The 13,794-nt window shown below is 64.3% G+C and carries 17 protein-coding genes; 6 read left to right on the top strand and 11 right to left on the bottom strand.

Going from position 1 to position 13,794, the window contains the following annotated elements; genetic code table 11:
• Window positions 1-38 precede the first annotated feature (38 nt).
• Both F8237_RS29875 and F8237_RS29870 read left to right on the top strand, forming a co-directional pair.
• On the top strand, window positions 39-1,025 hold the full coding sequence (locus tag F8237_RS29875) for a Bug family tripartite tricarboxylate transporter substrate binding protein (protein WP_151649723.1): 987 nt from the start codon (window positions 39-41) through the stop codon (window positions 1,023-1,025).
• 22 nt (window positions 1,026-1,047) lie between these two features.
• A complete protein-coding gene (locus F8237_RS29870) occupies window positions 1,048-2,268 on the top strand; it encodes an ABC transporter substrate-binding protein (RefSeq protein WP_151649722.1) in 1,221 nt (406 codons plus the stop codon).
• Window positions 2,269-2,338: 70 nt separating this feature from the next.
• Here F8237_RS29870 and F8237_RS29865 read toward each other — a convergent pair whose 3' ends face one another.
• From F8237_RS29865 to F8237_RS29850, 4 genes are all read right to left on the bottom strand, one after another.
• Window positions 2,339-2,830 carry an SRPBCC family protein gene (locus tag F8237_RS29865; protein ID WP_162006274.1) on the bottom strand — a complete coding sequence of 164 codons (492 nt, stop codon included), beginning with the start codon at window positions 2,828-2,830 and terminating at the stop codon, window positions 2,339-2,341.
• Window positions 2,830-3,213 (bottom strand): ArsR/SmtB family transcription factor, encoded by a 384-nt coding sequence (locus tag F8237_RS29860; RefSeq protein ID WP_151649720.1) that lies wholly within the window; start codon window positions 3,211-3,213, stop codon window positions 2,830-2,832. The genes F8237_RS29865 and F8237_RS29860 overlap by 1 nt, the downstream gene beginning before the upstream one ends.
• Window positions 3,214-3,402: 189 nt before the next feature.
• Complete coding sequence (locus F8237_RS29855) at window positions 3,403-4,221, bottom strand: outer membrane protein (RefSeq protein ID WP_151649719.1); 819 nt, start codon at window positions 4,219-4,221, stop codon at window positions 3,403-3,405.
• 271 nt (window positions 4,222-4,492) lie between these two features.
• Window positions 4,493-5,197, bottom strand: coding sequence for an SDR family oxidoreductase (locus tag F8237_RS29850; protein ID WP_151649718.1), 705 nt, complete (start codon window positions 5,195-5,197; stop codon window positions 4,493-4,495).
• A 114-nt stretch (window positions 5,198-5,311) separates the two neighbouring features.
• Between F8237_RS29850 and F8237_RS29845 the strand changes: the two genes are divergently transcribed.
• Window positions 5,312-6,154: a GNAT family N-acetyltransferase gene (locus F8237_RS29845; protein WP_151649717.1), complete on the top strand. Its 843-nt coding sequence runs from the start codon at window positions 5,312-5,314 to the stop codon at window positions 6,152-6,154.
• Window positions 6,155-6,160: 6 nt separating this feature from the next.
• Here F8237_RS29845 and F8237_RS29840 read toward each other — a convergent pair whose 3' ends face one another.
• The 7 genes from F8237_RS29840 to F8237_RS29810 all read right to left on the bottom strand — a co-directional run bounded on the left by F8237_RS29840 (window position 6,161) and on the right by F8237_RS29810 (window position 9,862).
• Window positions 6,161-6,613, bottom strand: coding sequence for a hypothetical protein (locus F8237_RS29840; RefSeq protein ID WP_162006273.1), 453 nt, complete (start codon window positions 6,611-6,613; stop codon window positions 6,161-6,163).
• A 214-nt stretch (window positions 6,614-6,827) separates the two neighbouring features.
• Window positions 6,828-7,118, bottom strand: coding sequence for a hypothetical protein (locus F8237_RS29835; protein ID WP_151649715.1), 291 nt, complete (start codon window positions 7,116-7,118; stop codon window positions 6,828-6,830).
• Between the two features lie 26 nt (window positions 7,119-7,144).
• On the bottom strand, window positions 7,145-7,582 hold the full coding sequence (locus F8237_RS29830; protein ID WP_259174232.1) for a curlin: 438 nt from the start codon (window positions 7,580-7,582) through the stop codon (window positions 7,145-7,147).
• Between the two features lie 67 nt (window positions 7,583-7,649).
• Window positions 7,650-8,060 (bottom strand): curlin, encoded by a 411-nt coding sequence (locus F8237_RS29825; RefSeq protein ID WP_162006272.1) that lies wholly within the window; start codon window positions 8,058-8,060, stop codon window positions 7,650-7,652.
• 26 nt (window positions 8,061-8,086) lie between these two features.
• Complete coding sequence (locus F8237_RS29820) at window positions 8,087-8,479, bottom strand: curlin (protein ID WP_151649712.1); 393 nt, start codon at window positions 8,477-8,479, stop codon at window positions 8,087-8,089.
• A 119-nt stretch (window positions 8,480-8,598) separates the two neighbouring features.
• A complete protein-coding gene (locus F8237_RS29815) occupies window positions 8,599-9,000 on the bottom strand; it encodes a curlin subunit CsgB (protein WP_151649711.1) in 402 nt (133 codons plus the stop codon).
• A gap of 166 nt (window positions 9,001-9,166) precedes the next feature.
• Window positions 9,167-9,862, bottom strand: a complete 696-nt coding sequence (locus F8237_RS29810) for a response regulator transcription factor (RefSeq protein ID WP_244626010.1) — start codon at window positions 9,860-9,862, stop codon at window positions 9,167-9,169.
• Window positions 9,863-10,419: 557 nt separating this feature from the next.
• Between F8237_RS29810 and F8237_RS29805 the strand changes: the two genes are divergently transcribed.
• From F8237_RS29805 to F8237_RS29795, 3 genes are read left to right on the top strand one after another with little or no spacing between them, the layout of a single operon-like run.
• Window positions 10,420-11,850: an efflux RND transporter periplasmic adaptor subunit gene (locus F8237_RS29805; protein ID WP_151649710.1), complete on the top strand. Its 1,431-nt coding sequence runs from the start codon at window positions 10,420-10,422 to the stop codon at window positions 11,848-11,850.
• The gene (locus F8237_RS29800) at window positions 11,847-12,572 is read left to right on the top strand and encodes an ABC transporter ATP-binding protein (RefSeq protein ID WP_151649709.1); all 726 of its coding nucleotides are present in this window, start codon (window positions 11,847-11,849) and stop codon (window positions 12,570-12,572) included. Before F8237_RS29805 ends, F8237_RS29800 begins: the two co-directional genes overlap by 4 nt.
• Entirely contained in the window at window positions 12,569-13,792 is a 1,224-nt protein-coding gene (locus tag F8237_RS29795) for an ABC transporter permease (RefSeq protein WP_151649708.1), read from the top strand. Before F8237_RS29800 ends, F8237_RS29795 begins: the two co-directional genes overlap by 4 nt.
• Window positions 13,793-13,794 lie beyond the last annotated feature (2 nt).

The following is a 13,794-nucleotide window of genomic DNA, read 5'->3' as shown; positions in this document are numbered from 1 at the left end:
GTCGAAACAAGACAATAACAAAAGGGAGGAAGAGAACAGTGGCATCATTCAAGGTCACACGCCGAACCCTGCTGGGCACACTCGCAGGCGGGCTTGCCGCCGGCCCGGGCCTGACGGCGCGCGCCGAGGACGCCTGGCCGTCGCGCATGGTGCGGCTGATCTCGCCCTACGGGCCCGGCGGCTCCAATGACATCTCGCTCCGCCTGCTGGCTGAAGAGTTCGGCCGCAGCCTTCATCAGCAGTTCATCGTCGAAAACAAGCCGGGCGCGGGCACGCGCATTGCGAACGATCTCGTCGCGCATGCGCCTGGCGATGGTTATACGATCCTCTACGTCGCCGCGCCCTATGCCACTGCGGAAGCTCTGTTTGGCAAGCTGACATACGACCGCAAGGATCTCCAGCCGGTCGCGATGGCCGTGATCGCGCCGCTGTTCCTGATCATCAGCGCCGATGCGCCGTTCAAGACATTGCCGGAGCTGATCGCCTACGGCAAATCGAAAACGGACGGCCTCACCTTCGCCTCGCCCGGCGCCGGCTCGCAGCCGCATCTCGCCGGCGAGCTCCTGTTCCGGGATGCCGGCGTCAAGGGCCTCAACATCCCCTTCCGCGGCGACGCGGCCTCCTACACCGAGCTGCTCGCCGGGCGCGTCGACGCCACGCTGACGGCGCTGCCGACCGCGCTGCCCTATATCCAGAGCGGCAAGTTCATCGTGCTTGGCGTCGCCTCACCCGAGCGCAGCGCGCTCTACCCGCAGGCGCCAACCCTGCGCGAGCAGGGCTTTCCCAATGTGGCTGCCGCCGGCTGGTACGGCTTCATGGTGCCATCGACGACGCCGCGCGCGACCGTCGACAAGCTGCAGGACGAGATTCTGCGCGCGCTCGCCGTGCCCGCGATCAAGGACAGGCTGACCGCCCAGGGCCTCGAGGTACGCGCCGGCAGCGCCGCCGAATTCGGCCAGTTCATCGACAGCGAGACGCAGAAATGGGCCGGGCTGATCCGCGAGGCCGGCCTCAAGGGCGAATGACCGTAACGAGCAGGAAATGGATATGAAAAAAGCACTTCTCAAATGCGCTGCGGCCTCCGCGCTGGTTCTCGCGCTGTCGATCCCGGCCGCCCAGGCCCAGAAGAAATACGATCCTGGCGCCTCCGACGCCCAGATCAAGGTCGGCCAGACCGTGCCGCTCAGCGGTCCGGCATCGGCCTATGCCGTGATCGGCAAGACCCAGGCTGCCTACATGAAGATGATCAACGACGAGGGCGGCGTGAACGGCCGCAAGATCGAGCTGATCCAGTATGACGACGCCTATTCGCCGCCGAAGACCGTGGAGCAGACCCGCAGGCTGGTCGAGAGCGACGAGGTGCTGCTGACCTTTCAGATCATCGGCACGGCGCCAAACGTCGCCGTGCAGAAATATCTCAACGCCAAGAAGGTCCCGCAACTCTTCGCGGCGACGGGCGCGGCGCGCTTCACCGATCCGAAGAACTTTCCCTGGACCATGGGCTTCAACCCCTCCTACCTCGTCGAAGGCCGGATCTACGCGCAATATCTCCTGAAGAACCATCCGAACGCGAAAATCGGCGTGCTCTACCAGAACGACGATCTCGGCAAGGATTACCTCGCTGGCCTCAAGGCCGGTCTCGGCGACAAGGCGAAGATGGTCGTGGCCGAGACCTCGTACGAGATCACCGAGCCGACGATCGACTCCCAGATCCTGCGCCTGAAGGACGCCGGTGCGGACGTGCTGTTCAGCGCGACGACGCCGAAACAGGCGGCGCAGGCGATCAAGAAGGTCGCCGAGATCGGCTGGAAGCCGCTGCACATCATCGACATCAACGCCTCCTCGGTCAGCGCGGTGCTGAAGCCCGCCGGGCTCGACAACGCCAAAGGGGTCGTCAGCGTCGGCTATGTCAAGGATTCCGCCGATCCCGAGTGGAAGGACGATCCGGGCATGAAGCGCTATCTCGCCTTCATGTCGAAATATTATCCGGATGGCGACAAGGATTCGAACCTGAACGTCTACGGCTACATCACCGCACAGCTCCTGGTACAGGTGCTGAAGCAATGCGGCGACGACCTCACCCGCGAGAACGTGATGCGTCAGGCCGCCAATCTCAGGAACATCGAGCTCGACCTGACGCTCCCGGGCATCTCGGTGACGACGACGCCGACCGACTACCGCGTCAACAAGCAGTTCCAGATGGTGCAGTTCGACGGACAACGCTGGCAGAAGCTCGGCGGTATCGTCGCGGATGAGGCGAAGGAGTGAAGGCTGCGAGTGATGCGTGCTCCTGCCGTCTCATCCGTCATGGCCGGGCTTGACGACCGAGACGGCGGGGCTACCTCTTCATCCCACCGACATACGCCGCCAGCTTGTCCAGCGTCTGATAGCCGTATTCGACGGCGCCGAAGCCGATCATGCCGTCGCGCTGCTCGGTGCTCGAGGCCAGCTGCCGCATCATCAGCACGGTCTTGCCGTTGCTTTGCTCGGCGAACGTGAGGGTGAAGCGGAACATGCCGGGATCCTCGTCCTGGTCGACACCATGGTCCATCTCCATCAGGGACGGCCGCTCGATGCGGCGAAAGCGCATCCGGTTCGGATAGACCGTGCCGTCGGGGCCGATCATGTTGAAGCGCCAGACGCCGCCGACGCGAACGTCGATCTCGAAGGTCTCGATCTCGAAACCCTTCGGGCCGAACCATTGCGGCAGATGCTTCGGGTCGGACCACGCCTCGAACACCAGTTCGCGCGGCGCGTCGATCACGCGCGACATCACGATCTCGCGGTCGAGCGACCATTGCGACAGGGCGGGATTGGCAGAATTCGTCATCACTTGGCACCTTTCCGTTTGCGTGTTGGGGACGGCTTTCCAGCCGGCTCCCTCTCCTTCTTGAGCTTCATCACGTAAGCCTCGAACCGGTCGAGCCGCGCCTCCCAGATCGCGCGCTGTTGCTGGAACCAGTCTTCCGCACCAAGGAGCGCGTCGGGACTGAGCCGGCAGGTGCGCACGCGGCCGGACTTCTCCGACTTAACGAGCCCGCTCGTCTCCAGCACATGGATGTGTTTCATCAGGCTCGGCAGCGCCATGTCGAAGGGATCGGCAAGCTCGCCGACCGACGCCTCGCCGGCGCAGAGCCGCATCACGATCGCCCGCCTTGTGGGATCGGCAAGGGCGGCGAAGACCTGGTCGAGGCGGGACAATTGGTTAGCCATAGAGCTAACTATACATGATGAACCACGGGCGTCAATAATAGTTAGCTAACTGGCTATGTTAAATTCGGACGCGCCCTTCGTAGCCGACACTCGCGGCTTCGCATTGAAGTCGCCCTCGGAAATGAAAAAGCCCCGGCTGAGCCGGGGCTTTCCACGAAAACGGGAGAACGATCCGTATCCGGCGACGCGCTAGCCGCCGAACTTGTAGTTCACGCCGACGCGCACGATGTTCGACTTGATGTCGACCGAGTGGGTGTAGACGTTGCTCGGAGACGTCCCGCCTCCGCCGAACGTCGCGAGATTTGTGCTGGTGGTCGTGGCGCGACCGAGATCGACATAGAGATATTCGGCCTTGAGCGACCAGCCGCCGCCGAACCCATATTCGGTGCCGACGCCCGCGGTCCAGCCCAGACGCGTATCGCGGATCGTTCCGGATTCGGAGGCGCCGCCGAGGAACGTGTCGGTGAAGTTGAAATTACCCTTCACTTCGGAGATCGCGGCACCGCCCGTGCCGTAGACCAGCCAGGCTGGAGCCGCAAGGAAACCGATGCGGCCGCGAATGGTCGCAAGCCAGTCGGCCGAGACGGATGAATTGACGGTGAAAGTATCCGGCGCGCAGCAGGGATATAGGGCCGTCCCGGTCGCGCTGCCCTTGAAGCCGAAATAGTTGATGTCGCCTTCAAGGCCGAAAACGGCGTGGTTGACCTGCCAGTTGTAGCCCGCAGTGAAACCACCGGTCACGCTGGAGCTGTTGACGCTCTGGGCGCCGACCGTGTTGATGGCGGGAACGCTGGTGATGTCGAAATAGCCGGCCGGCGTCCAGATGGTCGAGGTGTTCGGACCCGCACTGCCCCACTGCCCGCCGACATTGGCGCCGACGTAGAACCCCGTCCAGTTATAGGCCGGCGCCATCATCGGCGCCTTGGTGTACTGCGCCGCGAGGTCGGCCGCCTGCACGGACGCGGTGCCCAACATCATTGAAGCGACCGCCAGCAAAAACTTCTTCATTCCAGTCTCCTTGCCCCACGCGATTGACCTCGCGTTTCGAGTATGCGCGGTGGAGCCATCCAGCGCAGGTTGGGCATAGGCCGCAGACCCCTCACCGTCTTGGGCTGCGGCGAAGTTCATAGGGACTGTGACGTAGTGTGCGCTCCATGTCGTGCGAACGGATGACGGGTGTGACCCGGGAGCCACGCATCCCCCGTCAGCAGCGACGCGCAACAAACGTCCGTGTCGCGTCATGACAAGGCCGCGCCAGCGCGATTCGAACCCGCTCGTCTCAGACCGAGCGCGTCAGTCCGCCGTCGACGCGGATGTTCTGGCCGGTGATGTAGGCCGCACCATCTGACGCCAAAAACGCGATCGTCGCCGCGATCTCCTCGACCTTGCCGTAGCGCTTCATCGGCACGCTGTCGCGGCGCGCGTCCTGCTGCGGCAGGCTGTCGATCCAACCCGGCAGCACGTTGTTCATGCGGATGTTGTCGGCGGCATGGGTATCGGTGAAGATCTTCGTGAAGGCGGCAAGGCCCGCCCGGAACACCGCCGAGGTCGGAAACATCGCGCTCGGCTCGAACGCCCAGGCGGTCGAGATGTTGATGATGGCGCCGCCCTTTTGCGCCTGCATCAGCGGCGTCACCAGCCGGGTCGGACGGATCACGTTGAGCAGATAGGTGTCGAGGCCGGTGTGCCACTGCTCGTCGGTGATCTCGGTGATCGCCGCGCGCGGACCGTGACCGGCGCTGTTGACGAGCACGTCGATGCGTCCCCACTTCGCCATCGCGCCGTCGACGAGGCGTTTCAGATCGTCGTTCGACTTGTTGGAGCCTGTGATGCCAAGCCCGCCGAGCTCGGCCGCCAGCGCCTCGCCCTTGCCGGAGGACGACAGGATCGCGACACGAAAACCATCGGCCGCGAGCCGCCGCGCGGCCCCTGCTCCCATGCCGCTGCCGCCGGCGGTGACGAGTGCGACCTTCTCTGCTGCCATGACCGATCATCCCAGTGTTGAGGCGGGCCCGGTTTCAGTCTGTTATGGCCCGGCCTATCATCAGGCCTTCTACCGCCGGACCTGCCGGCAGGTCCACCGCCGAGGACATGCGTCATGAGCGATTTGCAGATCCGCAATTTGCGTCCCGAGGAGATCGCCCTCGCCGTCGACTGGGCCGCGGCCGAGGGCTGGAATCCGGGCCGCTCAGACGCCGCCTGCTTCGCGATTCCGGATGCGGCAGCCTTCTTCGTCGGCGAGATCGACGGGGAGCCGGTCGCGACCGTCTCCTGCGTCAACTACGACGATCGCTTCGCCTTCCTCGGCTTCTACATCGTGCGCTCAGGCTTGCGAGGCGCGGGCCATGGCCTGCGCATCTGGAACGCAGCGATCGCGCATGCGGGCGCGCGGGTGATCGGGCTCGACGGCGTCGTGGCACAGCAGGACGATTACAGAAAATCCGGCTTCCGGCTTGCTTACGCCAACATCCGCTACGGCGGCATCGTCACCGCCTCGGCGAAGCCGCCCGCCGACCTCGTCGCGCTGGATACGATCCCGTTCGCGCTCGTGAAAGCCGATGATTCCACGGTTTTCCCGGCCCGGCGCAGTGCGTTCCTGCGCGCCTGGATCAAGACATCGGGTCATGTCGGCCGCGCGCTGATGCGCGATGGCAGGCTTGCCGCGTGGGGCGTGATCCGGCCATGCCGGAGCGGCCACAAGATCGGCCCGCTCGTCGCCGACGACCGCGCGTCGGCAGAGGCCGTCGTGCAGGCCCTGCTCGCGAGCACAGGTGGCGGCGAAGTCTTCCTCGACGTTCCCGCCGTCAATCGCGAAGCCATCGCGCTCGCCGAAACGCTCGGCCTCAAGCCGGTGTTCGAGACGGCGCGGATGTACACGGGGCCGATCGCGCCGCTGCGGATCGACCGCGTCTTCGGCGTGACCAGCTTTGAGCTCGGCTAGCGCCGCTCAGTAGCAGCGCATGACGTTGACGGTGTGCTCGCCGCCGCCGCGGCCGGGCACCGTCACCTGCTCCGTCGGGCAACTCGGCACATAGGGCCGGTCGGACGGCACCACGTTCGGCGGGAAGCGATGGGTCCAGTCCCAGGGAACGTCATAGGTGTAGGTGTAGCGGATATCGGTGGAGACCGGCTGCCCGGCATCGACGAAGGGCTGGTTGTAGCCGGCATTCTCGTAGAAGAACCCGCCCCCGCCCGGCCAGTAGACCCAGGGATTGTTGCGGCCGCGGAACCGGGCACCCGGCGTCATCGACGGACGCGCCACCGGGCCGGACGGCACAGCGGCTGTTGCAAGTCCATGCGGCGCGGAGCCACCGGGCCGGGCAAAACTGTCGCTGGGAGCAAGAAGAAGCGCAGCTGCGCTGAAGAAGGCGGCGAGCGCCCCAAATGATCTGGACATCATGATACGCACCAACTCGTTCGGCTTCAGCGGCTCCCCATGGCACGCTAGGCCGGGCTGTCTGCCCCCTGCAAACCTATAATTAATTATTGGTTAAGGCGCGGGATTAACAGGGAACCCGGTGCGGCAGAACGCCCGGGATTACGGGTTGATGACAGCCAATTCGATCCGCGGAACGCACCCTCATCATCGGTCGGTTGAAGGCAACGCGGCTCGCTCAGCGGCCCTGCTGCTTGTGCAGCCAATCGAGCATGTCCTGCGCGTTTCCTGTCCCCTGCGACACGATCGCGGTGTTTCCACCGCTGCGGCGGTAGATCGTCGTGCGACCGGGCTGCTTGTCGACCTTGACCTCGGCCTGCGCCGGGTCGCCGCTTTGCGTGATTGCCGCGGTCCCGTTCTCGTCCTGGACCACCGTGGTGTGGCCGTCGCCGGTCTCGCCGGCTCCGGCCGGCGCCATCGCGATTGCCGCCATGAGGCTCATTCCGGATGCGAGCAGGAGGAACTTCATATCACACCTCATCGTTTCGGTTTCCGTCATCGGCCAAACTGAAATATGGCGAGCCAGTTGAAGCGCCCGAACTGCCTCACCGCGCCGGTGTTCATGTCTCCGATCTGCAGCAGGAGAGCGTTGGTCGAATTGCCGACCTGGGTAATGTCGGCGGTGTTGCTCACGCCCGACTGACCGATCGCGGCATTTGTCGTGCCGCCCACCTGGATCACGTTAACATAGTTGCGCGTGCCGGTCTGAATGATGGTCGCATCGACGGTGCCCGTTCCGCCGATCTGGATCACCCGCGCGATATTGATGCGGCTGTTCTCCTCGATCGTGACAGGCTGAACATTGTCGCCGAATTGCACGATGGTCTCGATGCTCACGTTCCGGTTCGTCACGCTGCGCTGGACTGATCCCGCCGACGCCTGCGCCGTGCCGAGGGCGCCGAGCAAGGCCGCAACAGCCAGAATGCGCTTCACGACCTCTCCGCCACACTGCATCGCGCTCCCCCGCTGGTTTCCAACCCTGATGAGCACGCGCGCATCATCATGGACCGGTCTGAACGATCGCCGAACTGTTGACAGCGCTGAATTGCGCCACCGCCCCCGTATTCATCGCGCCGAACTGGGACACGAGACTGCTTGCCGACTGGCCGGTCTGGCCGACGAAAGCGAAATTGTTCATCCCGGCCTGCCCGATCGCTGCCGAATTGGTTCCGCCGAATTGCAGGACGCCCGTGGCATTGTTGGTACCGTTCTGGACAACCGTGGCGCTGGTGCTGCCGCCGATCATGAACACGCCCGCCATGTTGAGCTGACCGTTCTGGTTCAGAACGACCGGCGGTCCGCCGACCGACACGATGGTCTTGATATCGGCGGTCTGGGCGCCCGCCGATCCGGCGCCGGCACAGCACAGAAAGAGCAGTCCAGCACACGCGCTTGTCAGGAGACGTTTCATGACGTGCCTCATTGCTTGGGATTTGCTCACGGAGCCTGCTGAAGAATCGTCGAGCCGTTCAGGATTCCGAGCTGCCCGACTCCGGCCGTGTTGTTCACGCCGATCTGGCCGATCAGGCTCGAATTGGAGCCGCCGACCTGGCCAGCCAGCGCCGAGTTGGAAGCCGTCGCGGTTGTGCCGCCCTGCCCGATCACCGAGGTGTTGACGGTGAGGAAAGAACCCATCTGCAAGGTGGTCGCCGTATTGGTCGCTCCGAACTGCATCGTCGTGGCGCTGTTGCTGGTTGAGCCCGCCTGCGAAATGAAGGAGCTGTTGGTCGTGCCGAATTGCAGCACGCTCGCCGAGTTGCCGGCTTGGGCGTCGACGGCAGTCAGCACGCTGAGTGTGCCGATCGTCGCAAGGAGATAGGTGATCCGCATGTCATTTCCTCCGCGAAGGTGGGCGGGCGAAGCTGATCCGGTCGTCTGCCATTTGCGGTGCTCTGCGAGAATGGCTCGGACGCGTCACGCCGTGACGCGCCCGGCCAAACGGGGCTGGCTTAGTGCGCCGTCTGCGAGACGGTGCTGGTGTTGATGCCGAAGCCGCTGAGCTGGCCGACGCCGGCGGAGTTGTTCTGGAGCGCGGGCGGCCCGAACGAATTCTGGGTGATCGCGCTGCCGTTGTTGCCGAACGCCACCTGACCGGTGGTCGCCGAATTCTGCACGCCGGCCTGGTTGACGGTGCTGGCGTTGTTGAGCGACGCCGAGCTGGTGCCCTGCATGGTGCTCGCACCGTTCAGGATACCGATCTGGGTCGTCGCCGAGCTGTCATTGGTGAAGCCGTTCTGGGTGACGCTCGAGGAGTTCACGACGCCGAGCTGCACCGTGGTCGAGGTGTTGGCAGCCTGCGCCGCGGAAGACAGAGCGAACACGGCAACGGAAGCAAAAAACAATTTGCGCATGGAATATCCCTTTCTCGCCAAGTTGTCTGACTGGGTTCGGATGCCGTCTTGGAGGAGGCCGACATCGTAGGGATAACTCTGAACCGATGGTGGTCAGTGCGATAGACTGCAGTTCATGCTAATCGCTAAGGACTAGACGTCGCGCCGCATCTCGCCGCCTGCATGTCTACGTCAGCGGATGACTAACTCCGGTTCGAGCTGCATCGGCGTCTCGACCCATGCTGTCGATCAATCTCACCACTTCGATCGGCGAACGCAGTTCCAGCTTCCGCATCATCCTGGCGCGATGGACCTTGGCGGTCACCTCGCTGACGCCGAGTCTCGCCGAGATCTGCTTGGCGACGAGCCCCTCAGCCATCAGCAGCATGATCTCCCGCTCGCGCGCGGTCAGCGTCTCGACGCGCCGGCGCGCTGCGCGCACCACGTCCTCACGCTCCATCCGTCTGCGATCGCGCTCGATGCCGTGCCTGATGGCATCGAGAATTTCCTGTTCGCGGAACGGCTTTGGCAGAAACTCGACCGCGCCGCGTTTCATGGCCTCGACGGAGACACGGACGTCCAAATGACCACTGATGAAGACGATCGGAATGGACACACCCGTTTCTGTCAGCCGGCTCTGCAGCTCGAGCCCGGTCGGCGAGGTACCGGGAAAGCGAACGTCGAGCACGAGACATGATGGGCCTTGGGAAAGGCACTCGCCCATGAATTCATCCGTCGAGGCAAACAGCCTGACCTGATGTCCCGTCTCCTCGCAGAGGATTCCGATCGCGTTTCGTATCTGGATTTCGTCGTCAACGACATAAACTGTGGCTTGATTTGAACTCATTGCGACAGACTCCCGGACTTGGCGCGCGACGATCAAGCACGAGCCATCCATAGTTCCTGCAAGCGATAACAAGGTGCGTGAATGCATCGGTGCAAATCGGCCAAGTCGTTTCTGCTCGCCGGCCTGACGTCTTTAGGGCCAACATCCGTCCGGCAAGAGTGAAGGCGTTCACATATCGGGTTTCGTGATTGGAGAACTTCGGCGTCGCCGTGCGCGGCGCCACGGCGAGGCGCCGCAACCAGAATGCGGCAATCAGGCGTCCCGGGCCGTGATCTCGCCAGTTGCGTCATGGCTTAGCCACTCATGTGCCAACCAAATGACACCAGCTCGCCGCTTGGGCCAGCCGGGACGTACAGTCAGCTATCGAGTCCGATACCGCGCGCTTCATTTTGAATACGCCCGGTATGGGACTCGCGCAAGTCGCGAAGCTCGCAGCCGTGCACTTTTACTTCTGGATCATGGAGCGCACCCGTCCGTCGCACTAAGAACGGCGACATACGACCGAGACGCCACCACTGCCTCGGGAAATATGCAACCATAGCGCGATATTCGACTTTTCCGCTCTCAGCTTCATTTCAAGAGGCGGGTTTGATATGCGATTTGTACCAATCATTGTGTTGATCGGAACTGGATTCGGCCTGACCCTGGCCTACGCCGCACCACCGGCCGTCGTCTCGGGCGCGGCCGGGAACGCGGCGGGCGGCATGGCCCGCGCCTACGAAGCGACGAAGCAGTTCCTTGCGCAAGGCGGGCGCAAAGCCCCCACGTTCGGGGGGGATGCGCCTGTATTCCGCTACGCCGCGATCCAGCGCGGCAGCATCGAGCAGACCGTGACGGTCACGGGAGCGCTCCAGCCGGTCAAGACGATCGAGGTGGGTTCCCAACTATCGGGGCAGCTCGCTCGGGTCTATGTCGACTTCAACGATACCGTCAGCAAGGACCAACCACTCGCCCTGATCGATCCACGCAGCTTCGCAGCCAGGGTCGACGAAGCCAGGGCCTCCGTGGCAGTGGCCAACTCGCTGGTCGATATCGCGCGGGCCAAGCTCGATCGCGCCAGGATCGACCTGCAGAACGCCAGAGGCAGCCGCGACGTGCTCGCCGCCAAGCTCGAGAGCGCCCAGGCGGTCAAGACGTCGGCGCAGAAGACACTGCAGCGCAAACTTGCCCTGCAGTCGCAGAACGTAGTGGCGACCACGACGGTGGACGACGCGCAGACGGAATTCACCGCACGGCTCGCCCAGGAACGCGAGGCCGAGGTCCTCATGTCCCTCAACGCCTACTCCGTGGATGGCGCGCAGGCCGACGTCCGCCGGATCGAGGCCGAATTGCAGCAGGCGCGAATGGCGGTGCCGGAGAAAGCCGCCGTTCTTGCCGCGGCCCAGGCTGATCTCGACCGCACCGTGATCCGTTCTCCGATCGACGGCGTCGTTGTCGGAAGATTCGTCAACGAGGGCCAGACGCTCGCGGTCGGCCTGGAGTCGCGCACGACCTTCGTGGTCGCCCACCGCCTGGAAGACATGGAGATCCACGCCCAGGTCGACGAGGCCGACATCGGGCGCATCGTCCCGAGACAGCGCGCCCATTTTACGGTGGATGCCTATCCCGATCGCCGCTTCGAGGCCGTGGTCCGGCAGGTGCGCAAGGCTCCGCAGAACCAGCAGCACGTCGTTACCTACACCGTCGTGTTGTCGACCTCCAATCTCGACGGCGCGCTGCTGCCTGGCATGACTGCCCTGGTGAAGATCGTGATCGAGCGACAGGACGACGTGCTGAAGGTGCCGCTCGCCGCCTTGCGCTTCCAACCGTCCGGCACACGGCCGGACTCGACAGCCGAACGCAGCGGCGTCTGGGTCCTTACTGCCAGCGGCTCGCTCCACCGCATCGCCGTGACGGTCGGCGCGGCCGGCACCGAACAGGTCGCTCTCAAGAGCGGAGACCTCGTCGAGGGCAGCCAGGTCGCCGTCGGCCAGGCCATCCGGCCGGCCGGCATGGAGTTTCTTGGAATCAGGTTCGGATCATGACCGCCCCCCTGCCCCTCATCAGTCTCCGGTCCGTATCCAGGACCTATCGCACCGACGGGGTCGCGGTAGCTGCTGTGCGCAACGTGAGCTTCGACATCGCGCCGGGCGAGATCGTCGCCGTGATGGGACCGTCGGGCTCCGGCAAGTCCACGCTGATGAACATGATCGGGCTGCTTGACCTGCCGAGCGAGGGCGCGGTCCATCTCGAGGGGGCCAATGTCGCCGAAATCTCGGAAGATCGCCGGTCGTCCCTGCGCGCCCGCAGCATCGGATTCGTGTTCCAGTCCTACAATTTGCTCGCACGCCACGATGCGATCGAGAACGTCGCGCTGCCACTGGTCTATTGCGGCATCGGCCGCAAGGAGCGCCTGGCGCGTGCCGAACAGAGCCTTCAGGCCGTCGGCATGCTGCACCGGGCCCATCACTTTCCACGACAGCTCTCGGGCGGTGAGCAGCAGCGCGTCGCGATCGCGCGTGCACTGATCGCCTCCCCGCTGATCGTGCTCGCCGACGAGCCGACCGGGGCGCTCGACAGCCGCACGGGTGCCGAAATCCTGGCGTTGTTCGCCGCGCTCAACCGGAACGGCCAGACCGTCGTGATGATCACCCATGATCCGGGCATCGCGACGCAGTGCCGGCGCACGATCCGCCTGCACGACGGCGAGCTCGTCAGCGACGAGACGTCGGCGCAACTCCTGCCGAAACGGAATCATGCGTCATGACGATGCTCCAGGGCTTCCAGATTGCTCTGCACGCCTTGCGCCTCAACCCGCTACGCAGTTTTCTCACCATGCTCGGAATCGTGATCGGCGTGGCCTCCATCGTGACCGTGTTTGCGATTGGGGCCGGCGCGCAGCTTCGCCTGCAGGAACAGATCCGCTCGATCGGCGCCAATGTACTGATGATCACGCCCGGCGCGGTCTATCAGGGTGGCGTACGCCTCAAGGACGGCAGCAAACTGACGATGACCGAGAGCGACGTGCAGGCGATCCTCGAGCAGATTCCGGAAATCCAGGCCGCAGCGGGCTCGATCGCCGGAACGGCGCAGGTCATCCACGAGAGCAGGAATTGGAATACGACCATCAACGGCACGACGACCGGCCACTTCATGGTGCGCGACTGGCAGCTCGCTGCCGGACGTTATTTCTCCGGCACCGAGGAGGCCGGGGCCAGCAAGGTCGTGATCCTCGGAAGCACCGTTGCGCGCGAACTGTTCGCGCCGGGCGACGATCCCGTTGGCGCGCAGATCAGGATCATGAAGGTGCCGCTCGAAGTGGTCGGCGTTCTCGATCGCAAGGGCCCGGCGCAGGACGACGTCGCCTTCGTGCCGCTCAGCACGGCCAAGCTGCGCTTCCTCGGCAGCGCGAGCAACATCAACCGGGATTCGGTCGCCTACATCATCGCCAAGGTGGCCGCGGACGGTCAGATGGCGGGCGCGCGAACGGAGATCGAAAGCCTGCTGCGGCAGCGCCACCGCATCCCCGCCGGCCAGGAGGACGACTTCAAGGTCCAGGATCCCGCGGCCGCCATGGAAGCGCAGCAGGGCGCGATCCGCACAGTGGCGCTCCTGCTCGTCGCCATCGCCTCGGTCTCGCTGCTCGTCGGCGGCATCAGCATCATGAACGTCATGATCGTGTCGGTTACCGAGCGCACGCGGGAGATTGGCATTCGCCGCGCCCTCGGCGGGCGGATGCGGGACATCCGCCTGCAGTTTCTCTGCGAAGCGCTCGTGCTCTGCCTTCTCGGCGGCGCCATAGGCGTCGTCGGCGGCATCACGCTGTCGATGACCGTCGCCCGCATGGCGGGCTGGATCACCTCGATCGATAGCGAAGCAATTGCCCTGGCCCTGCTCTTCTCGATCGGAACCGGCCTCATCTTCGGTTTTTATCCTGCGCACAAGGCGTCCAGACTCAGTCCAATAGAAGCGCTCAAGACGGAATGAGA

The sequence above is a fragment of the Bradyrhizobium betae genome, assembly GCF_008932115.1.
Taxonomy (GTDB): Bacteria; Pseudomonadota; Alphaproteobacteria; order Rhizobiales; family Xanthobacteraceae; genus Bradyrhizobium; species Bradyrhizobium betae.
Note: the sequence above shows the minus strand (reverse complement) of the source record. Positions and strands in the feature narration are given on the sequence as shown.